The 21849-nt window shown below is 63.7% G+C and carries 17 protein-coding genes and 1 pseudogene; 5 read left to right on the top strand and 13 right to left on the bottom strand.

What is annotated here, in order from left to right:
- Nucleotides 1-2: 2 nt before the first annotated feature.
- The 8 genes from A5707_RS22140 to A5707_RS22105 form a co-directional block, all read right to left on the bottom strand.
- A complete protein-coding gene (locus A5707_RS22140) occupies nucleotides 3-1190 on the bottom strand; it encodes a dihydrolipoamide acetyltransferase family protein (protein ID WP_065016573.1) in 1188 nt (395 codons plus the stop codon).
- The gene (locus tag A5707_RS22135) at nucleotides 1187-2164 is read right to left on the bottom strand and encodes an alpha-ketoacid dehydrogenase subunit beta (protein WP_065016572.1); all 978 of its coding nucleotides are present in this window, start codon (nucleotides 2162-2164) and stop codon (nucleotides 1187-1189) included. The genes A5707_RS22140 and A5707_RS22135 overlap by 4 nt, the downstream gene beginning before the upstream one ends.
- The gene (pdhA, locus tag A5707_RS22130; RefSeq protein ID WP_065016571.1) at nucleotides 2161-3138 is read right to left on the bottom strand and encodes a pyruvate dehydrogenase (acetyl-transferring) E1 component subunit alpha; all 978 of its coding nucleotides are present in this window, start codon (nucleotides 3136-3138) and stop codon (nucleotides 2161-2163) included. The genes A5707_RS22135 and pdhA overlap by 4 nt, the downstream gene beginning before the upstream one ends.
- Complete coding sequence (acsA, locus tag A5707_RS22125) at nucleotides 3135-4934, bottom strand: acetate--CoA ligase (protein ID WP_065016570.1); 1800 nt, start codon at nucleotides 4932-4934, stop codon at nucleotides 3135-3137. The genes pdhA and acsA overlap by 4 nt, the downstream gene beginning before the upstream one ends.
- A 7-nt stretch (nucleotides 4935-4941) precedes the next feature.
- Complete coding sequence (locus tag A5707_RS22120; protein ID WP_065016569.1) at nucleotides 4942-5190, bottom strand: hypothetical protein; 249 nt, start codon at nucleotides 5188-5190, stop codon at nucleotides 4942-4944.
- A 111-nt stretch (nucleotides 5191-5301) separates the two neighbouring features.
- Nucleotides 5302-7575, bottom strand: coding sequence for a heavy metal translocating P-type ATPase (locus A5707_RS22115; protein WP_232000824.1), 2274 nt, complete (start codon nucleotides 7573-7575; stop codon nucleotides 5302-5304).
- Nucleotides 7572-9848, bottom strand: a complete 2277-nt coding sequence (ppsA, locus tag A5707_RS22110; protein ID WP_065016567.1) for a phosphoenolpyruvate synthase — start codon at nucleotides 9846-9848, stop codon at nucleotides 7572-7574. Before ppsA ends, A5707_RS22115 begins: the two co-directional genes overlap by 4 nt.
- Before the next feature lie 127 nt (nucleotides 9849-9975).
- On the bottom strand, nucleotides 9976-11469 hold the full coding sequence (locus A5707_RS22105; protein WP_065016566.1) for an AAA family ATPase: 1494 nt from the start codon (nucleotides 11467-11469) through the stop codon (nucleotides 9976-9978).
- Between the two features lie 216 nt (nucleotides 11470-11685).
- Here A5707_RS22105 and ppk2 point away from each other — a divergent pair, with 216 nt between their 5' ends.
- The 4 genes from ppk2 to A5707_RS22085 all read left to right on the top strand — a co-directional run bounded on the left by ppk2 (nucleotide 11686) and on the right by A5707_RS22085 (nucleotide 16842).
- Nucleotides 11686-12525: a polyphosphate kinase 2 gene (gene ppk2 / locus A5707_RS22100; RefSeq protein WP_065016565.1), complete on the top strand. Its 840-nt coding sequence runs from the start codon at nucleotides 11686-11688 to the stop codon at nucleotides 12523-12525.
- A gap of 119 nt (nucleotides 12526-12644) precedes the next feature.
- Entirely contained in the window at nucleotides 12645-13529 is an 885-nt protein-coding gene (locus A5707_RS22095) for a universal stress protein (protein WP_065016564.1), read from the top strand.
- A 10-nt stretch (nucleotides 13530-13539) separates the two neighbouring features.
- Nucleotides 13540-16164 carry a cation-translocating P-type ATPase gene (locus A5707_RS22090; RefSeq protein WP_065016563.1) on the top strand — a complete coding sequence of 875 codons (2625 nt, stop codon included), beginning with the start codon at nucleotides 13540-13542 and terminating at the stop codon, nucleotides 16162-16164.
- A 321-nt stretch (nucleotides 16165-16485) separates the two neighbouring features.
- Nucleotides 16486-16842, top strand: a complete 357-nt coding sequence (locus A5707_RS22085; protein ID WP_156658269.1) for a hypothetical protein — start codon at nucleotides 16486-16488, stop codon at nucleotides 16840-16842.
- Between the two features lie 15 nt (nucleotides 16843-16857).
- Here A5707_RS22085 and A5707_RS22080 read toward each other — a convergent pair whose 3' ends face one another.
- The 5 genes and pseudogenes from A5707_RS22080 to A5707_RS22060 form a co-directional block, all read right to left on the bottom strand.
- The gene (locus tag A5707_RS22080) at nucleotides 16858-17226 is read right to left on the bottom strand and encodes an STAS/SEC14 domain-containing protein (protein WP_065016561.1); all 369 of its coding nucleotides are present in this window, start codon (nucleotides 17224-17226) and stop codon (nucleotides 16858-16860) included.
- Between the two features lie 81 nt (nucleotides 17227-17307).
- Entirely contained in the window at nucleotides 17308-18120 is an 813-nt protein-coding gene (locus tag A5707_RS22075; protein ID WP_065016560.1) for a universal stress protein, read from the bottom strand.
- 36 nt (nucleotides 18121-18156) lie between these two features.
- Nucleotides 18157-19302 carry a site-2 protease family protein gene (locus A5707_RS24805; RefSeq protein ID WP_065016652.1) on the bottom strand — a complete coding sequence of 382 codons (1146 nt, stop codon included), beginning with the start codon at nucleotides 19300-19302 and terminating at the stop codon, nucleotides 18157-18159.
- A gap of 236 nt (nucleotides 19303-19538) precedes the next feature.
- A pseudogene (locus A5707_RS22065) lies at nucleotides 19539-20263 on the bottom strand (universal stress protein).
- 57 nt (nucleotides 20264-20320) lie between these two features.
- Nucleotides 20321-21067 carry an SRPBCC family protein gene (locus tag A5707_RS22060; RefSeq protein ID WP_232000823.1) on the bottom strand — a complete coding sequence of 249 codons (747 nt, stop codon included), beginning with the start codon at nucleotides 21065-21067 and terminating at the stop codon, nucleotides 20321-20323.
- Nucleotides 21068-21083: 16 nt separating this feature from the next.
- On the opposite strand from A5707_RS22060, the gene A5707_RS22055 reads away from it, so the two are divergent.
- On the top strand, nucleotides 21084-21728 hold the full coding sequence (locus A5707_RS22055; RefSeq protein WP_082969634.1) for a TIGR03085 family metal-binding protein: 645 nt from the start codon (nucleotides 21084-21086) through the stop codon (nucleotides 21726-21728).
- The last annotated feature ends 121 nt before the right edge of the window (nucleotides 21729-21849 follow it).

The raw sequence follows: 21849 nt of genomic DNA, 5'->3' as shown, positions 1-21849 counted from the left end.
TGTCATGTCTCCAGGGATTCGGGGTGTTGGAGTAGCTCGTCGATCGCCGCGAGGAACAATGCACCGCGGTGGCCGTCGGTGGCGCGGTGATCCGCTGAGAGTGTGGTTTGCACCGTGGTGACGACATGGATTCCGCCCTCGATGACACACACTCGCTGCGCCGGTTTGCCGAAGCCCACCAGCGCCACCTGGGGCGGGTAGATCACTCCGAAAACCGCATCCACTCCACGGTCCCCGAGGTTGGTCACCGTAATAGTGGGATCCGACATTTCCGAGCTGCGCAGCGAGCCGGCCCGCGCGCGGGCAACCAGATCGGTCAGGTCACCCATCAAGTCGTCGAGCTTTTTGTCGGGCACATCGTGGATGGCTGGCGCGACGAGACCGCCGCCGCGCAAGTTGATGGCCACCCCCGCGTGCACTCCCTGCGCCGGCTGAAATGCGTCGCCTTGCCAGAATCCGTTGAACTCACCGTACTCACGGACCGCCAAGCCGACGGCCTTCAACTGCAATACGGTCGGCAGCACGCGCTCCGTGATGGGTCGCTGGGCATTGCGTTCGGTCAGCCACGTCAGCGCTTTCTCCAGCCGAATTTCGTGGGCCAGATAGTAGTGCGGGATTTCGCGCTTGGACCGGCTCATCGCGGCCGCAATCGAGCGCCGCATTGCCGCAGCCCGATCTGCCGCTGCGGTCTTGGGCTGCTCAGGTTTTGCCGATGCGGCAGCGAGCTCGACGTCGTGGATTGTCACCGCACCTTGCGGTCCGGTGCCGCTGACGGCGGTGATGTTGATACCGAGCGAGTTGGCAAGCCGGCGTGCGGCGGGAGATATCCAGCGGCGGTGAAGCGGTTCGGATTTCCCGCCGACCGGTGTAGGTTTTCGTGCTGGCGGTGCTGTGCCCGGTTGCGCTGCCTTGGCTTTGCGGGCGGTCTTCGTTGGCCGGGCCGGTGCGGATTCGCCGGCTTCCATCAGCGTCGCCAATACCGTGCCCACTTCCACGGTTTGGCCGACGGGAACCATCAGCTCACCGACCACGCCCTCATGCCAGCATTCGATTTCGACTGCGGCTTTCGTGGTTTCGACGACAGCGACGACTTGGCCTTTCGACACTGTGTCGCCTGGCTTGATCAACCACTCATTTAGGGTGCCCTCGTCCATGTCCGCGCCAAGTGCGGGCATCTTGAACTCGATCATGTGCCATCCCCGAACAGGGCTTGCGCGGCCGCGACGATCTTGTCCGGCTGAGGCAGCGCGGCCTGCTCGAGGTGCTTGGCGTACGGCATTGGCACCTCGGCGCTACAGACCCGGCCAATTGGAGCGTCCAGGTCGAAAAACGCATTTTCCACGATTCGCGCGCTGATTTCGGCGGCCAGACTGCCGGTCCGCCAGGCTTCGTCGACCACTAGGGCACGATGGGTTTTGCGCACCGACTCCAGAATCGCATCGGTGTCAAGCGGTCGCAGCACCCGCAGGTCGATGACGTCGCAGTCGATTCCGGCAAGTGATAACTCGTTTGCGGCATCCAACGCTTTGGGTAGCGATCCGCCGTAAGTAATCACGGTGGCGTCCGATCCTTCGCGGCGCACTGCCGCCCGCGAGATGTCGGTGCTGGTCAGGCCGTCGACATCAGCGGAGGTGTTGTAGAGCTGCACGTGTTCGAAGATCACCACCGGATCGGGATCGGCCAGCGCAGCGCCGAGCATGCCGTAGGCATCGGCCACCGTGGCCGGCGCGATCACCTTGATGCCCGGGATATGCGCATACCAGGGTTCCAGGCTGTGTGAGTGTTGGGCGGCCAGCTGCCGGCCCGCCCCGGTGGCCATGCGGATCACCAGCGGCACCGAGAACTGGCCGCCGGACATGTGCCGCAATGCCGCAGCGGTGTTGACCACCTGATCGAGTGCCAACAGGCTGAAGTTGACGGTCATCACCTCGACGATCGGGCGCAGCCCGCCCAACGCAGCGCCGATTCCGATGCCGACGAAACCCAACTCGGACAGCGGTGTATCGCGCACCCGGTCCGGCCCAAACTCGTCGAGCAAACCTTTCGATGCGGCGTAGGTTCCGCCGTACCGGCCGACATCTTCACCCATCAGCACCACCCGGGGGTCGGCGCGTAATGCGTCACGCAAGGCGTCGTGCACGGCGGTTCGGTAGCTGGTTTTCATCGCGCCGGCTCTACGACGGGGGTCAATACATCACGTTCGAGATCTTCAACGTTCTCCCATGTTCCGGCTTCGGCGAAGGCCACCGCTTCTTCGACTTCGCGGCTGGCGGCTTGCTCGATCGTGACGATGTCGTCGGCTACCAAAGTGCCGTCCCGCAGCCACCGCTCGGTGAATGCGGGAATCGGGTCGCGTTTGCGCCACAGCTCGACTTCGGCCTTGTCCCGGTATAACTCGGGATCGAACATCGAATGGGCACGGAACCGGTAGGTGCGAAATTCGATAAAAAACGGCCCCCCGCTGCCGCGGATGTGATCGACGCCGTGCTGGGCGGCATCGCGGCAGGCGATGACGTCCATCCCGTCGGCTGCGATGCTGGGCACCTGGTACGAGGACGCCTTGGCGGTGAGATCGGTTTGTGACTGGGCGCGATTCAGCGCGGTGCCCATTGCGTAGAAGTTGTTCTCGCACAAGAACAATACGGGTAATTTCCACAGCGCTGCCATGTTCAGTGATTCGTGGAAAGCACCTTCGGCGACCGCTCCGTCACCGAAGTAGCATGCCGTCACCCGGTTTCGGTGCAGCATCGAATCTGCCAGCGCCAAGCCAACCGCCAGCGGTAACCCGCCGGCCACGATGGCGTTCCCGCCGTAGAACCGGGTGGCTGCGTCAAACAGGTGCATGGACCCACCGCGGCCGCGCGAACAGCCCTGCTGCTTACCGAACATCTCGGCCATGATCGAGTCCATCGGAATGCCGCGCAACAGCGCGTGCCCATGTTCGCGATAGGTGGCCACCACCGCGTCATCGGGACCCAGCACGCTCAGGGAGCCGGCGGCGACGGCTTCCTCTCCGACGTAGAGATGCAAAAACCCGCGAATCTTGGCTTCGCCGTAGAGCTTGGCGCACTCTTCTTCCATCCGGCGCACCCGCACCATCGACGACAGCAGTGCTCGGGCCAACTCACGGTCGGTCATAGCGACACCTCCTGACCGGTGTGCTCGGCCGGGGATTCGATCGTGGAAGTGTCACCCTCGGGCAGCCCGAGTTCGCGTGCCTTCAGCAAGCGACGCATGATCTTGCCGCTTCGAGTGTGCGGCAAGGTTTCGACGAACTCGATTTCCTTCGGTGCGACCGCCGCCCCGAGGCGCTTTCGGGCCTGCCCCAACAGTTCGCGGCGCAGTTTATCGTCGGCGGTGTAGCCGGTCTTCAACAGCACGAAGGCCTTCACCACCTCGCCGACCGTGGGCTCAGGCTTACCGATCGCCGCCGCCTCGGCGACGGCCGGATGGCTGGTCAGCGCGTTCTCCACCTCGGTCGGCCCGATCAGGTGTCCAGCCGACTTGATCACGTCGTCGGCTCGTCCGACGAACCAGAAGTACCCGTCTGCGTCGCGCTTCACCAAGTCACCGGTCAGGTACAAACCGTCGGTGAAACATTTGCGGTACCGCTCGTCCTCATGCAGGTAGCCGCGAAACATCGATGGCCAACCGCGGGCCAGGGCGAGTTCACCCTCGGCTCCGGGCGCGTCGACGACGGTGACGGTGCCGTCGTCGTTGCGCTGCACTACATACGCGTCGACCCCGGGAAGGGGCCGGCCCATGGACCCGGGTTTGATGTCGAACGCTGGCGTGTTCGCGATCATGATGCCGCCGGTCTCGGTCTGCCACCAGTTGTCGTGAATTGGCAAGCCCAGCACGTCTTTTCCCCAGATGACCGCCTCAGCGTTCAGCGGCTCACCGACACTGGCGATAAACCGCAGCCGCGGGAAGCTGTACTGATGGGCGAGTTCCGGCCCGGCCTGGATCAGCATGCGCACCGCGGTGGGGGCGGTGTACCAGACCGTTACACCTTGAGACTGCAGAATCCGGTACCAGCGCTTTGCGTCGAACTCCGCTTCGTCAACGATCGAGGTGACACTGTGCAGCAATGGGCTGATCACGCCGTAAGACATTCCGGTGACCCAGCCCGGATCAGCTGTACACCAGAAAATATCTTCGTGATGCAGATCGAGTGCGTACAAACCGGTGACGTAGTGCATCACCACCGCGCCATGCGCATGCAGCGCACCCTTGGGTGTTCCGGTGGTGCCGCTGGTGAAGTGAAGCAAGGCGGGATCGTCGGCGGTGGTGTGCTCGATTGGTGCTTCGTCGTCGGCGCCATCCATCCATTGCCAAAAGTCAAGCGAATCGGGTACGGCGTTAGGGCCTCCATAGCCGTCGACGATGAAGATATACCGCACCGAGGTAAGGCGGCTACGGATTCCCGCGATCTTGCGCTGGTAGATCGCCTTCGTCGTGACCAGCACTTGGGCCTCGCCGATACCGACCCGGGTAGCGATGGGTTCGGGGCCAAATGCTGAAAACAGCGGTGAGACAACACAGCCGTCGCGCAGCGCGCCCATGATCGTGATATACAGCTCGGGTGTGCGGCCCATGACGGTGAACACCCTGTCGCCCTTGCCGATACCGAGAGAACGCAGCACGTTGGTGAAGCGCCGGGACAGCCGGGTCAATTCGGCGTAACTAAGATCCCGGGTGGCGATGGCGCCCTCCCAGCTGCTCTCACCGATGAACCGCAACGCTGGTCGCGTCGCAGATGGGCCGTCCGCGTGTCGATCCACTGCGGCATAGGCGATGTTGCAACCATCACCGCCCATGCCTTTGCACAGCGCCGGAACCTGCGACCAGTCGAAAACTGCCCGTGTCTGTTCGTAATCCGACAGATGCGGCGTAATCGTCCAATCGGCAGGTGTCTTGCGGATGATCTTCACGGTGCTCCTAGACAGGCTCTGGCCGAATTTTTTTGCTTCGTGCCGTAGCGATATTGGCCATCACCAGGTCCAAGAGTGTCGCGCAGAGCGTTCCGTCATCGGCGATATTGGTCAAGCCGCGGTGCACCAGGTACGCAGCCACACGCCGGTCAATCGGCCAGTCTGCAAAACCTGGTCCCGCATACCGAGAACCGAGGAACTCACATGCCAGCGCATCCAATTCGGCTTCGAGTGTTTCGGCGGCAGGCTGCGGCATGGCGATTCCTCTCTTTGCGACGACACGTCGATGGTCGTTGTTGATCAGCGCGAGGACCTAGTGCCGAAAGTCATCAAGTCAAAGGGCAGTCGTCCCCTGAACGCAGCAGTCTCAGGCGCTCGGCAGCAGCACGAAGTAGTTCTCCTCTTCTTGGACGAAGTGCAGGGATAGCAGCGCGTGCAGCCCGTAAAGACAGGCCAGCAGATCATCGATCTGGTCGTCGCGAATACGGCCCTCGGCTTGGGCGATCTGGACGTGGGAGTGCAACTTGCCTGCCAGGCGGTCGATCTCGGCGTGCATGCGGCTCATCGTCGCGGTGGCCTCGGGGCTGCCCAACGGTGTGGCCAGTGCGGGATAAAGGTTACGGTCCTCAGCGCGCTCGTGTGGCAGCAAGGTGTGGCGCAGAAACTCGTCGGCACGGCGCAGCGCGGGCAGCGCCGCGCGACGTCCTCCGCTGCTCACCCGCTGGGCGGCGTCGCGAAATATTTCGAGGCTGTCCCGCATCTGGTCGTGTTCGGCGGAAAACCTGCGGATCAGCTCCTCGGCCTCGGAACCTAGGGCCGTTATAGCCTCTGCGCCTCGCAGCGCCCGCAACGCGTTGAGGATCACCGCGACGTCGATGGCCTCTTGCAACAGGGCGCCGAGGACCGGTGCCAGTACGCCGGCCGCCGCGAATGCCATCGCCAGTAGCGACAATCCCATCCCTGCGATGGCGCTTTGCAGCGCGATCCCCCGCGAGCGGCGGGCGATCACCATCGCATCGGCCAGCCGCTCAAGCCGGTCGGTGGTCAAGACGATGTCGGCGGCTGCCGAGCTCGCCGTCGCGCCGTGTGCTCCCATCGCAATGCCGACGGTGGCTGCAGCCAGCGCCGGTGCGTCGTTCACCCCGTCGCCAACCATCACGGTGACAGCTCGCTGTGCCTCCGATCGCACGGCGGCCACTTTGTCAGCGGGGGATTGGCGCGCCCGTACCTCGTCGAGTCCGAGTACCACGCCGACTTGCTCTGCGGGAGCAGGGCGGTCACCGGTAAGCATGATGACCCGGCTCATACCGGCAGCCCGTAGCCGCCGGACGGTGCGGCACGCGTCCGGCCGCAGCGGGTCGGTCAGCAAGATCGCGCCGACGAGTTGGGCATCGACAAAGACCCACGCCACCACAGCGCCATCCAAGCTCGCGCGTGACAGCGCCGCGGCGGCCCATGGCGGCGGCTCGCAAGGAAGTTCGTGGCCGCCCACGCTGACCACGTGTCCGTCGACGGTTGCGGTGACTCCTATACCCGCTTCCTCGGCGACGTCTATCGGCATGCTCAGTGACAACTTCCGTAATGCCGCTTCGTCGGCGATCGCACGAGCGAGCACGTGCGGTGAGAACTGGTCGGCGGATGCGGCCAGTCGAAGCACCTCGGTGACCGTCCAACCGGGAGCTACAACAACATCGGTGCCGCGCGGATGGCCGGCTGTCACGGTTCCGGTCTTGTCCAGCACCAGGGTGGTGGCGCGGCCCAGGCTTTCCAGCGCTCCGCCGCCGCGGATCACCAGCCCGAGACGCAATGCCCGTGACATCCCGGACACGATCGCCACCGGCGCGGCCAAGATCAGCGGGCACGGTGTCGCGACGACGAGCACCGCCACTGCACGGGTGGGTATACCGCTGAACAGCCATGCTGCGCCGGCCACTAACAGCGTCGCCGGTACGAACCACGCGGCGATGCGGTCGGCAAGGCGCACCACGGGTGCGCTTTCCGCAGCTGCCTGCTGGGCCAGGCGCACGATGCCCGCATAGGTGCTGTCTGCGGCGGTCGCCATTGCCGTGATTTCGATGACAGCTCCGGTGTTAATGGCGCCGCTGCGTACCCGCTGTCCGGCGTGACGCTGAACGGGAACTGACTCACCGGTGAGTGTTGACTCGTCGAAAACCGCTGATTCGGAAACGATTTGCGCATCTACCGGCACCATCTCACCCGGGCCGATTACCAGCAGGTCACCGGCCACCAGGTCGTCAAGCGGCACGTTTGTGACACCGTCGGCGGTGCGGCGCCACGCGAACTGTGGTACCCGATCGAGCAGCGCATGGAGGTCTTTGGCCGCCCGGCGCTCTGCTCCGGCTTCCAGCGACCGGCCAGTGGCGAGCATGACGCCGATCAGCGCGCCGGCCAAGTATTCGCCGACGGCCAGCGTGCCGGCCAGTGAGAGCACCGCGATCACGTCCACACCCAGCTTGCCGTGTCGCAGCGTTGCGGCCACCCACCATGCCGCCGGTATAATTGCAATGACTGTGCCCGCAGCCCAGCATATTTCAGCAGCGCTGCGGGCCTCGAGCAACCAGGCGACGCAGCCGCCGATCAGTGCGGCGAGTGTGACTGCCAGCGGAACGCGGATCGTCACCTGGAGTCGCCACCGCGTGCCGATTCCAGCAGCAGACGCTGCTCAGCCGCGGCGACCCCGCGCCGCGCCGCGGCTGCAGCGTCCGGGTTCACCGACACCGATGTGATGCCCAACCGAACCAGGTGTTCGGCGAACATCGGATTGGTAGATGGCGCCTGCCCACATAGCGATGACGAGATACCGAACTTGCGTGCGATGGCGATGATCTGGCCGATGGCATCCAGCACCGCTGGGTCGGACTCGTCGAACAGTTCGGCGCACACGTCGGAGTCCCGGTCGACACCCAGCATCAGCTGGGTCAGATCGTTGCTGCCAATCGACACGCCGTCGACACCCATCCCGATGTAGGTGGGTAGCCAGTACAACACCGACGGAACTTCAGCCATCACCCAGCGATGCAGACCGCGCTGGCGACCGAGTGGGCTGGCGTCGACCAGCGACAAGCATTCCTCGAGCTCCCAGCGGGTCCGCACGAATGGAATCATGAGGTGCACGTTGGGGTTTTGCTCGCGAACCCGGGCGATCGCCTGAAGCTCCAGCGCGAAGAGGTCCGGTTCTTTGACATAGCGGTAGCAGCCGCGGTAGCCGATCATCGGGTTGTGTTCGACGGGCTCGTACTGCTCACCGCCGACGAGACCACGGAATTCGTTGCTGCGGAAGTCCGTCGCACGATAGATCACCGGCCGGGGTTTGAACGCTGCCGCAATGCGGCCCACCGATTCCGCCAGCGCATCGACCAGGCCGGCCTGTTCACCGTGTGCGATGAGATGGCGTGGGTGTCGCCCGGAAAGCGCTTGGGTGAGCATGAATTCGGCACGTAACAGCCCCACCCCGTCCACGTCCTGCGATGCGACTGCCGCGGCGGTTTCCGGCATCGCCAGGTTGACGTAGACCTTTGTGGCGGTGACAGGTGCCGCAGCGACGGGCGGTGCGGTCCGGTCGGCGATCGAGACCTGTGGGGTGGCGGCGCGTCCGGCGACGATCTCTCCGCGCGTGCCATCGACGGTGACCACCGTTCCGCTGCGAAGGGTCGTGGTGGCGCGCCGCGCGCCGACCACACACGGCACACCCAGTTCGCGTGCCACGATCGCGGCGTGACAGGTCATTCCTCCGGTTTCGGTAACCAGTGCGGCGGCCCGGCGGATGGTCGGCAGCCAGTCAGGGTTGGTCATCGGCGCGACCAGCACCTCACCGTCGGTCAACCGAGTGCCCTCTTCCGGGCGGGTCAGTACCCGTACTGCGCCGGAGGCAGACCCTGGCGCGGCGGGAAGACCACGTACCAGAACCTCGCCGCGGCGCGAAGCGCCGGCGGCTGCGCCAGCCAGCACCGTGATTGGCCTGGCTTGCACCAGCCAGGTTTTACCCGACGAAATCGCCCATTCAACATCTTGCGGGCAACCGTTGTGCCGCTCAGTGGCGATCGCCAACTCGGCGATCCCGCGCAACGCGTCATCGTTGAGAACACGGGAGTTGGCTTGTGCCGGGCCAAGTTCGACGACGGCGTCGGTGCCGTCTGGACCGGAAACGATCTTGAAATCTTGGTATCCGACCTGAGAGTCGACGACTTGCAATGTCTGCCTGTCGATGACATAGGTGTCGGGCTGCACCTTGCCGGACACCACCACTTCGCCCTGTCCCAACGCAGCTTCGATGACGATGTGATCAGCGCCGGTGCTGGGGTCGTTGGTGAACGCGACCCCGGCTTGCTCGGGCGCGACCATCTGTTGGACCACCACCGCCATCGCCGGATCGGCGGTGAACCCGCGGGTGGCCCGGTAGGTGAGCACGCGCGGAGTGAACAGCGAGGCCCAGCAGCTCTGCACTGCATCGATGAGCGCATCGACGCCGGCCACGTTCGTGATCGTCCTATTCATACCTGCGAAAGACGCATCGCGGCCATCTTCTCCGGTGGCGGAGGACCGCACCGCAACCACGACGTCGGTGCCGAGCCGCTGGTATGCACTCACTACCTGGTCGCGAACGATGTCGTCCACGCCCGCCTTGGCCACTAGGGCCCGCATGCGCTGACAGAGTTCATCCAGACGGCCAGCGTCGCCGACCCGTGTCAACGCCTCGGTGTGCAGCGCAGCAAGGTCTGCGTCGACGCCGCCGGCCGTCATCGAATCCAAATAACCCACCCGCATCAGTACGAAGCCACCGGGGACCGGCAGCCCAGCTGCCACTAGCTCACCCAGGTTGGCGCCTTTGCCACCGGCGTCGTCGGCGTCGCCGATCCGTAGCGAGGCGATGTCCCGAACATATTGAGTTCCCATGGCTTCTCCCGGACGTGGCGATCAGTAGCAGGGATGACGCTAGTAACGCAGCGGGCTTTGAGCAGCGGCCAGTGGACACCAGCGCGTGTGACGAAAGTCCCTCATAGCGGTCAGTTTGCTGGGCGCACTAGCAGAGGCCACGCCACAGATCCTCGGCGGTGCGAACCGCCTCCGATGGGGCACGGTTGGTGTCGATGCGGTGCGCCTCGGGCCATCGCTGAGCATCGTCGGCCAAAGCGCACGCGATCTCGGGGGTGGCATCGGAAACGCTGCCCGCCTTCCTGGCACCCACCCGTCTTGCGGCGGTACGCACCGGTGTCTCGCATCGCAGCTCCAGGATGGCGGAATGTGTTTCAGCCGCGACCTGCCGCGCCTGGCTGCGGCGACGGGAATCTCGCCAGGTTCCATCGAGGATCACTGACCGGCCATTGGCCAGATGCAGGGCTGCGCGGCGCAGCACCTCCGCATAGACGGCGCCGACGTTCTCCTCCGTGTACAGTCCGGCGTCGAGCATGCGGGTCCCGCCGCTGATAGCCCCCGAACTTTGCATGTCTCGGCGCACTTCGTCGGTAGCGACTACGTACGCCCCGACCTGCTGCGCCAGCCCTTGCGCCAGGGTGCTCTTGCCGGTACCGGGCCCACCCCCGACGATGGCTAGCCGCACCGCGCCGGCGTGCAGATGCTGGAGCGCGATATTGATGTGGCGCAACGCATCTGCATTGGCATCCGGGTGACCCTGGCTAACTCGCACGCCGTCGACTTTGGCTCGTACTAGCGCTCGGTAGGCAATGTAAAAATCCGTCAGCGACTGCGGCGCTCGATCGGCGGCCAGCCGACTGTACTGATCCAGGAAAAACTTGGCGAGATCGTTGCACCCCAGGAATTCCAGGTCCATGGCCAGAAACGCCGCATCATCGATCATGTCGACGTATCGAAGGTGATCGTCGAACTCCAGGCAGTCCAATATCTCCGGGCCGTCGGGCAGGCAGAAGATATCGTCGGCGAGCAGGTCGCCGTGCCCGTCGACGATCCGTCCTTCTGCGATGCGTCCGGCGAACAGCGGGGCGCGGCCGGCCAGGAATTGCGCGGCCAGATGATCGGCCGTATCGAGACGCTGCGGTTCTACGACCGTGTCGGCGAATTGCTGCAACTCCGCGATGTTGGCCTTCCACCGGGCGTTGACAGCATCGACGGTGCCCTCCCCCGCGACGGCTCGGCCGCGTCCGGCGGTTTCATAGAATCGGGCCAGCACCTCCGCAATTGCAAGGAGCGCGTCGGTGACCGGTTGCCCGCGTCGCACCATGCTTGCCAGCCGAAACGCGTCGGGCCGGCGCCGCATGACGAGCACCGGTTCGGCTGCGTCGCCGCAGGGCATCGTCAGGTGCGCGACACCCAAATAGCTTGCGGGGGCTAGCCTCCGGTTGAGTTTCAGTTCACGCTGGCATGCTTGCTCACGGAGTTCCGGCGTACTGAAATCCAGGAAGTCGGTGCGTATCGGTTTTTTGCACTTGAAAGCCAAATCGCCGGCCAGCACCACCAGCCCGGTGTGGGTTTCGCGTACGGCGGCATAGGGCTCAGCCGGTGTCGGTGGCGGTCGGCCCGATCTGTCGGTTTGCCCCATGAGCGCAGTGTGCTCGTTAATGCGGCCTGGGCGAAGTGGTCCCAAGGCCCAGTTAGCCGGGTAGTTCGGCACGACATGAGGGACTAAGGACCCTGGCATCTGTTAACCGGGTCGGCGACGGTCGAGCACAGGAAGGACCGAAGTTTAGAGTTTCGTCCCTTGAAGGTCACGGCGGGAAGAGAAGTGAGCGAAGCAACTGCCAGCGGGGCGCCGGTAATGACGAAGAAGCGCAAGAAGCCGAAGCCGTCGACCCGTAGAATTCCCAACGATGTCTATGCGGCCGAATTGTTCCGACTGCAAACGGAGTTCGTCAAGTTGCAGGAGTGGGTCCGCCATTCCGGCGCTCGTATCGTAGTGATCTTTGAAGGCCGCGATGGTGCCGGCAAAGGCGGCACCATCAAGCGGGTCGTCGAGTACCTCAATCCGCGGATCGCGCGGATCGTAGCGTTGCCCGCACCGACTGACCGTGAACGCGGCCAATGGTATTACCAGCGTTATGTCGCCCATCTGCCCGCCAGGGGCGAGATCGTGCTTTTCGATCGGTCCTGGTACAACCGTGCAGGCGTCGAGAAAGTCATGGGTTTCTGTACACCGCAAGAACACGCGCTGTTTCTGCGGCAAACACCACTCTTTGAACAGATGCTGATCGAAGACGGGATGGTGCTGCGAAAGTATTGGTTTTCGGTGTCCGACGAGGAACAGCTGCGCCGCTTCAAAGCCCGGCTCAATGACCCGGTCCGCCAATGGAAACTAACGCCGATGGACCTGGAATCGGTCTACCGGTGGGAAGACTACTCGCGCGCCAAAGACGAGATGATGGTGCACACCGACCTCCCCGTGAGCCCGTGGTATGTGGTGGAAGCTCATGTCAAAAAGCACGCCAGGCTGAACATGATGGCCCATTTGCTGTCCACGATCGACTATCACGACGTGGCTAAGCCGATAGTCATGCTGCCCACCCGCCCGGTGATAAGCGGCAATTATCAGCGGCCGCCGCGTGAACTGTCGACCTATGTTGATGACCATGTGGCCACGTTGCTGGGCGACCGCGAATAGCTGCGTTGCAGTTCCGTTTAGGTAAGCGTGGCCCGCGCAGATGGGGGCTAACGACCCTTCCGGGACAAGATGAATGTAACTAGCCTCGCTTTTGCACGAGCCGAATGGAAGGAGGCGGGATGTCTGAAACAGAAACCAAATACGGAATTGTGGTCGGCGTCGACGGTTCGGCGGAGTCACGTGCCGCGGTGCGCTGGGCAGCCCGCGAAGCATCGATGCGCCACGAAGCCGTCACGTTGGTGCATGTCGTGCAAGCCGTAATTGTCAGCTGGCCGATCGGAGCACAACAGGCCGCTATCGCGAAATGGCAAGAAAGCAATGCGCGCGACGTTATCGTGCAGGCGCGCAATGATTTGACCGACGCCATGGATAAGCCGCAGCCACTGGAGGTGCGGACCGAGATCCTGTATGCAAATCCGGTACACGCGCTTGTCGACGCCTCGCAGGAGGCTCGGATGGTGGTCGTGGGAAGCCGCGGGAGGGGTGTGCTCGGGCGCCTTCTGTTGGGTTCGGTCAGCAGCGGAGTGCTCCATCATGCGTACTGTCCGGTAGCGGTTATCCACGCCGATGAAGTGTCAGCAAGTGCACCCGAAGGCCCGGTGTTGCTGGGTATCGACGGTTCACCCGCGTCCGAAGGTGCCACCGCCTATGCCTTCGAGGAGGCGTCGCTGCGGGGGTTGTCGCTCGTCGCATTGCATGCATGGAGCGATGTCGCGGTCTTCCCGATCCTCGGCATGGATTGGCGTACGTATCAGGACCAAGGGCAGGAGGCACTCAGCGAACGTCTGGCCGGCTGGCAGGAACGATACCCAGATGTCCGGATCGAACGGCGACTCGTCTGTGATACGCCGGCTCGCTGGCTGATCGAGGAATCTCAGCGGGCGCAACTGGTGGTGCTCGGTAGCCGCGGCCGCGGCGGTTTCGACGGTATGCTCCTCGGCTCGGCTAGCGCCACGGTGGCGCAGTCGGCGAGGGTTCCGGTAGTCGTGGTCCGTACCCGGTAGGGCTATCGCGATGGCAGATAAAACCAGCGCCACCCAAGGGCCGCCCTGGCAACTGGTGCATGGTCGGGTGTCGATCAAAACCGGCTTAGGTTCACGGGAGGCCGCGCGTCGGCTGCAGGTGTACGGTCCGAACGAACTGCCGACTACTGCCACTCGACACTGGTTGCGCAGTCTCATCCGGCAGTTCATCCACCCGCTGGCGCTATTGTTGTGGGTTGCGGCCGTCTTGGCGGCGGTGTCGAAATCCCCTGTACTCGCGGCTGCGATCGTCGGCGTGATCGTCCTCAATGCGGTGCTGGCATTCGTCCAAGAACAACATGCGGCGCGCGCCGTGGAGGCACTGAGCGCGTATCTGCCCCAACGAGCCTGGGTGTTACGTGGTGGACACCGAACCCAGGTGCTTGCCCGCGAGCTGGTACCCGGCGACGTCCTCTTCGTCGAAGAAGGCGACCGGATTCCCGCTGACGCTCGGCTAATCCGGGGCAGCCTTGAAATCGACATGTCAGCGCTGACCGGCGAATCCAACCCCGTCGAGCGGGAGACCGGCCGCGCTGTTTCTACCGAGCAACCCATCGATTCGCCGCTGTTGGTGTTCAGCGGGACGACCTGTGTGGCGGGCTCGGCGGTCGCAGTTGTGCACGGCACAGGTAGCCACACCGAGCTGGGTCGGATCGCGGCGTTATCGCGGACAGTCCGTACCGACATGAGCCCGTTGGAGCGGCAGGTCCGTCGAGTGGCATGGCTGATTGCCGGCGTCGCAATTGCCGTAGGTGTGTTGTTCCTGCCGTTGGGCTTGCTGGCGGGTCTGACTCTTAATGCAGCGCTGCTGTTCGCAATCGGGCTACTTGTGGCCAACGTCCCGGAAGGGCTGCTGCCCACGATTACGCTGGCGTTGGCCGCCGGGGCCCGCTCGTTGGCCCGGCAAGGTGCGGTGATCAAACGGCTGTCGTCGGTGGAGACCCTGGGGTCGGTCGCGACGATCTGTACTGACAAGACCGGAACCCTGACACAAAACCGGATGCAGGTCGTCGAAGTGGCTACGGTAGATGACGATCAAGCTCTGCTCGGTGCGGCAGCTCGGTGTACGACCGCCACGCTGGGCGCCGGCCAGACCGGGGACCCTACCGAGATCGCTTTGCTCGAATATGCGGCTCAAAATGGTATCAACGTTGACGCGCAGGCGCGGGATAGTCAGCGTCGCAAGCTTTTCCGCTTCGAATCCCAGCTAATGCGAATGTCTACTTTGGACAACGTAAATGGCCAATTGGCCCTGCATGCCAAGGGTGCGCCGGAGCGCATAGTGCCGCTCTGCACGCTCGATGGCGAGCAGCGGTCGTCGTGGGAGCGTCGGGTCGATGAAATGGCCGAACGTGGATTGCGGGTGCTGGCGGTCGCAACCCGCGATATGTCCCACGAGAAACCAGACGTCGATCGTGACACGGCTGAGCAGCGGCTGGTGTTTCTCGGCCTGATCGGTATCCTCGATCCGCCGCGGCCCGAAGTGGCTGCCGCCGTGCGGCAATGCCATACCGCCGGGATCCGGGTACATGTCGTCACCGGTGACAACGGGCGGACTGCTACCGAAATCGCACGCCGGATCGGGATCGGCGCGCACCGCGTGGTCGACGGCGTGGCACTGGACCAGATGAGCGAACCACAGCTTGACGAATTGCTCTCCAGCGGAGAAGAAATTGTCTTCGCTCGTGTCTTGCCGGAAGCGAAATTGCGCATCGCCGACGCGCTACACCACCTCGGCAATGTGGTGGCGATGACCGGCGACGGCGTCAACGATGCGCCCGCCCTGCGGCGCGCCGACATCGGGGTTGCCATGGGCCGCAGCGGTACCGACGTCGCCCGCGAGGCAGCCACCATGGTGATCACCGACGACAACTTCGCCACGATCACCGCGGGGATCCGCGAAGGACGCCGAGTCTTCGCCAACATCCGCAAGTTTGTGTTGTACATCTTTGCGCATGCGGTGCCTGAAGTGGTGCCATTCATGATCTTTGCGCTCTCTGGCGGTGGTATCCCGCTGCCGCTCACCGTGCTCCAAATACTGGCGATCGATCTCGGGACTGAAACCTTGCCGGCGTTGGCTCTCGGGCGTGAGCCTGCCGAGCCGGGTCTAATGCACCAACGACCGCGGAGTCAATCAGAAAATGTGATCACGCGTCAATTGCTTTGGCGCGGATGGGGATTGATGGGAAGTCTCTCAGCCGCGCTGGTTATGGCCGCGTTCTTTGCGGTGTTGTTGGACAGCGGTTGGCATTATGGCGACCCAATTGGAGATGGGACGCCGCTTCATCATGCATACCTACAGGCCACCACAATGTCATTCGCGGCGATCGTCGCATGCCAGGTTGGTACTGCGTTTGCCTCTCGAACCGCCTGGGCCTCGCTGCGCTCGGTGGGGCTTACCACCAATCGGTTTCTGCTGGGTGGCATTGCCTTCGAGTTGATCTTCGCCGCGGCGGTCGTCTATACACCGGCGCTGCAATACATATTCGGAACCACGGCGCTCAGTGGCTGGATGCTACTGATGCTCATCCCCATGCCCCTGGCGGTCTGGGGTGTCGACGAGCTCTATCGTTGGTGGTCGCGATTTCGGGACCAAAGACCCGCAGTTGGAGGCTAATGACCCTGCCAACCCACCGGTGGTAGCGCATACCGTCGAAACTGCGCAACGTAACCGAGCGGGAGCGATGAGATGGCGACTTATCCCACCGGACAGCCAAACCTGCCGGGCCGGCCACCGTATGAGCAGGGCGGTGCCCCGGCCGCAGCGGCGCCTGCGCCTGCTGCCACCACATCGCGCCGCCGGGCCAAGTGGATCATCGCAGCAGCAGGCGTTACCGCTCTCACCTGGTTTGCCGGTGGCGCGGCTGGCATCGTCGTGACCAGGGGCGCGGAGGAGCGCACCCCCCCGTCGCAGCCGACCCTGTCCAGTATTACCGCGATGCAGCAATGGTGGTCAGCGACACAGGACGACTTCAACGACATGCAGAAGTCAGCAGGCGACGTACAACAGGCGATGACCATATTCCGTCCGGGCGCGCTGGCGGCGGCCTGCCAGCAGGTGCATGATTCCGCCGAGGTTGGGCTGCAGAGCCACCTGCCGAGTCCGGATGCCGAACTCACTGCCGAAATCCACGCGGCCATCGAGGATTATCACTCCGCTGCACACATGTGTCTCGCCGTGGCAGCAGGGTCGCCGGTTGACTATGACGGCGAGTTCCTCTCATCGATGAGTCAGGCTGATAAGCACCTACGCGCGGCTCGAGACATCGTCAAAAGGACACTTAGCAGCATCTGACTGATGGCGGGTGCATCAGCCGGCGGCCCACTCCTTCGCGCGTTCGAGTTCGTCGAGACCGAAGACCGCGAGCTCGCCGGGGACTATCCATGCCAGCGCATGCAGCGTGTGGGCGACCCATTCCTTATCGGTCACGATCGCGATTCGCTTGAAGGCCGAATGATGGGGCAAGACAGTGCCGAAGCCCAATTTCAGGTCCTCGGTCAACCCGCCGGCCCCGAAGCCCTCGTAATCGGATGCGATGACCTCCACGATTCGCACGTCCCTGGCTTTCAGCAGGTCGTCTATGGCCGGTTTGAATTCGCGCAAGTCGTCACCACGTAGCCGGCCCGAAACGCGAATGCCGGTGACCCCGTTCGGCATATCTGGCAGCACTTCAATCATTTTCCACTGTCCTCCCTCGGTTGGCCGAAATGACGTGTTCGGATCTGCTTTCGGGCTGTGTCGTTTCGCTCGGTGAGTCTCTCATTGACGGACGATCAGCACCGAGGCTTCGCTGCGCCGGAAGACAGGATGCGGGTGCGACCCAATGATCTCGGCGAGTCGGCCGGCGTCGTCGCTGCCGATAACAGCAAGCGGAGCCCAGCTCTCGTCGTTGTCGTGCAGGAAGCGCGCAACGTCCGCGCCTGTGGCCACCGGGTACACATGGACGTCCGGATACCACCGTCGCCAGGGCTTCAAGCGGTTGTCGAGGTCGTCAGACGCGGTGTCGGTCATTCCCTGGCGAGTGGCGCCGATGGCCAACACCGGCAGCCTGCGCAGCTGTGCTTCGCTCATGGCTTGGTCGACGACGGTGTCGTTCGCGTTATTGGCAACGGCGACCACGACCCAGTTAATTTGCTTTCGCGACTGGTCGGGCTGTGAACGAATCACCGCCACCGGGCAATGCGCCTGTTCTGCGACATCTGTTGCCGTCGACCCCAGCAGCGCGCGCGAATAGCGGCCGATGCCAACGGAACCGACGCAGAGCAGGTCGGCGTCGCGAGATTCCGAAACGAGAATGGCGGCGGGCTGTCCACGGTGAATCTCGGTTTCGACCTTTACCGGCAATCCCGTCGCTTCAACCACGGCTTCTGCTGCTCGAAGCGACGCTTCAGCGTGTTTGAGGTCGCGGTAGTAGTCTTCGTTGGAGGGATGAGTGGCCTTGATGGCGGCCAGCAGTCGTAGCGGGATACCCCGGTCGAGGGCTTCATCGACTGCCCACTGCGCGGCGTGGATCGACGCTTGGGAGCCGTCTATACCCACGATGACAGCCGCTTGATTTTCACTGGCGTTCATGGCTCCTCCTGTTTTCCGAGCGCACTCGATGAGCGGTTAATACCCGTCGGCAGCGGAGGCGCGGGGCCGCGCCAACCGATACACGTCGACCAATCGCGTGAGATCACTCGCAGTGACGATGCCGACGACACGGCCTCCGTCGACGATCAGGGCGCGACTTTGTCCATCGGTGCTCAGGCGCTCCAGCAGCGCGGTGACCGGTTCGTTCGGCGCCGCTGTTGGCACGCGGTCCAGCGGTACGGCGATATCATTCACCAGGGTTTCGGACCGTCGACTCGGCAGAACCTGACGTATTTGAGCCAGCGTGATGAGGCCTGAGATCGACCCATCGGCAGCCTTCACCGGATACGCGGAGTGCCGATCACCAAGCAGATATCGTTCGATGAAATCTTCCACCGTAACCTCGGCGGGCGCCGTATGCGGGTGAGAAGTCATCGTATCGGCCACGCGCACCCCGGTGAGCGCGGTCCGGGCTAAGATCCCCGTTTCGTCGGTGTGAGCCGCGGTGAAGATGAACCATCCGATAAACGCCAACCAGATGCCCGCAACAAAGGCCCCCGCAAGAAATTCCAGGAATCCGAAGCCGATCAGGATCATCGCGACGGCGCGCCCGGCCCGCGCCGCGCCGAGGGCAGCGCGAACCGGATCGCCGTGCCGTCGCCACAGCCAAGCTCGCAGAACCTGGCCGCCGTCCAGCGGTGCACCCGGCAGCAGGTTGAACAGGCCCAGCACCAAGTTGATGCCGGCCAACCACCATAGGACGCCGGTCACGATGTGGGCGTTGCCGATGGTGCTCAATCCCGCGGCGGCAGAGGCGAATCCCGCTGCCAGTGCCAAACTGGTCACCGGGCCTGACACCGCGATGCGAAAAGCGGCTTGCGGAGTCTTCGCTTGACCGCCTAGCCGGGTGACACCTCCGAATAGCCACAGTGTCACGTCGATTACCCTGACGCCGGCGCGCCGGGCGACAATCGCATGGGCGAGCTCATGGGCCAGTAACGAAGCGAGCAGCACCACCGCACCGCATGCCCCAGCGATCCAGTAGGTCGCCGTCGAATACCCGGCAACCCTGGTGGGCAATGTCGAGGCCAGGCTCCAAGTAAATAGCCAGAGGATGACCAGTACGCTCCAGTTGGCGCTCACCGGGAACCCGGCGATTCTGCCAAGCGGAATACCGACCATATTCAAACCTCCGATAGTTCTGTGGCGCAGAGCTTGTCGATGGCCATGGTTTGCACTAGCGCTAGTGGGCTGGCTGTCATGACGTAGCGAGCGGCGCGCATGGTGCCCTTCCCGTTAGTTGGTCAAGCTCGAACGTAGGACGACGCGGGAGGCGCTTGTAGGGTCGTTGGTCCTCTGGTTTCGCAGGCCTTCGACCCGGTGACATCGGCTTTGGTGGTCTGCACGGTTTTGTCGGCTCAGTGGGGGCGGGCCACAATCACCGGTACCCGGGCCGCTTGCGCGACTGCCGTGCTCACCGATCCCAGCAGCATTCCTGCGAATCCACCGCGGCCATGGCTGCCGACGACGACGAGTTGGGCGGACTCGGCAGCATCGAGTAGGTGCCGGGTCGGACGATCCGCAACAATTCGGCGCTCCACACTTACGTCGGCGTAGCGCTCTTGCCAGCCGGCCAAGCGCTCGGCCAAGGCTTCGACCGCGCCAGCTTGCTGGGCCGACCATTCGGTGCTGCCGAGGTCGGACAAATCCGCGTCGCTCCAGGCATGCAGAGCGATCAGTTCCGCGCCGCGCCGGGAAGCTTCGTCGAATGCTGTCGCGGTCGCCAACTCTGATGCCGGCGATCCGTCGATGCCGACCACTACCGGCAGTTGATACGGCTGTAACGAGTGCGGAGCCTCGTCGTGAATCACTGCGACGCAGCTGTGAGCGTGGTGGATCAACCCGGTGCTGACCGAGCCGAGTAAGACCCGATCCAGCAGGCCCTGTTGGGTTCAGCCGCGACGGGAGCAGCGCGTTGGCCGAATAGCGCGGGCCCCCAGGGTTGGGCGAAGATGACATGGACGATTGTCAACGGGACATTGCGCATGATGGCCTCGCGTGCCGCCCACCGCGCGGCATTCCTCGATGTCGAAGAACTGTCGACGCCGACCACGATTCCCAGATGGGTTGGCTGATTGGGCATCTGGTTTTCCTATCGGAGATCTGGGCGGAGACTGCTTCGCCGTCTTGTGATCGTGGGTCAAACGACGTTCGCGGCGCCGGCCCCTGCAATCTTCAGCGACGCAGGATGTGTTTCGGCACGGCGCTTTATCCCGATCATCATGCCGCGCGTCAGCAGTGCCGTGACCGGGCCCGCGAATTCGGCGGCCAATATCTCACCGGGGTGCCGTAATCCCGACCGGAGGCGAATAATCAAGCGGCAGCGGTCTTTCCAGTGCGGCATGATGTGGAACGACCACACGACATCCCATGGAAGCTCAGGCGACGCCGCTCGTAGAACGATCCGCTGTTGCGGAACCAAGTCCACGACGCGCAGCGCCACACCGTCGCGTAGACCCATCCAACCCGAGGGTGCCAGTCGGACGGCGTCATCGATATCGAGTCGCTGCCATTTTGGGTGAATCCGGTCGGCGTTATGGAGCCGCAGTCCGATCAAATTTCCCAGCGTCTCGAAACTGTAAAGTCCCGCGCGATCTTGGCCAATCTGCACCAGCCAGGGCCAAACCTCGTCGATAGCCGCATCGATCGAAATCGCCCCAGTCGTCTGCGCCGCAGGGGCTCGCACCAGCTCATCGCCGGGCAGCGTCGTTTTGCACTCTTCTTTGGTGGCACCCCAATTGCGGTAGTAGCGGCGGGCACCGTATAGCCACGTTCCTAACAGCGCCAGGCGGATCAGATTGTGCTTCATGGCACAACGCTCGGAGATATGCCGGGGGAAACCTAGGGCCGGAAGTCCTTTGTTGCCCAGTAGTCCGCTGCTGGGCAACGTAGACTGTGGCGACATAGCTAGTCTTCCGCTTGACATGCAGGAACGCCGTGAGCTCTGTGATCTGCTCGACGAGCTCGGTCCTTTTGCTCCAACGCTGCTCCAAGGCTGGAGTGCCCACGATCTGGCTGCCCACATCGTGTTGCGAGAGCACGGCCTGGTGGCCGGCCCATGCATCGTTCTGCCGGGTCCTTTCCGACGGTTCGCCGAGTCGCGTAGGGCCGGTTTGGCCGCGCGCAGCGAGTTCACGTGGCTCATCGCGCGGATCCGGTCCGGCCCGCCCGTCGGAATTTTCCGCATTGGATGGGTCCGCGACTTGGCGAACCTCAACGAGTTCTTTGTTCACCATGAGGACGTTCGGAGGGCCAATGGGCAGGGGCCTCGCAGCCTTTCGCCAGAGTTGGATGCCGCCTTGTGGCGTAACGTTCGCCGCGGGAGCCGCTACCTGACTCGGCGGCTTGGGGAGTGCGGCCTCGAGATTGAGTGGCCTGGAGACGCCGAGCGGGTGACGGTTCGATCAGGAGAACTGATGGCTCGGCTGAGCGGGTCGCCGGGCGAACTCCTCTTATATATCTTTGGACGTCAAGCTGCAGCGCAGATCGAGGTGAGTGGGCCACCGCAGGCCGTTGCGGCGGTTCGCCGCACGCACTTCGGCATGTGAGTTCATTGCCGCGTCGCACCGTGGCCCGCTTTTCCGTAGTGGCGATGAAGTGCGGACGAAGGGCCCGCAAACCCGGGACTTCAGTCCCTACTGGGCCGTCGGTGCTGGTGGTCGAATCGGT

It is taken from the genome of Mycobacterium kyorinense, assembly GCF_001672775.1.
GTDB classification, from domain to species: Bacteria; Actinomycetota; Actinomycetes; order Mycobacteriales; family Mycobacteriaceae; genus Mycobacterium; species Mycobacterium kyorinense_A.
The sequence above is the reverse complement of the archived record's forward strand: the minus strand, read 5'-3'. Positions and strand labels throughout refer to the sequence as shown.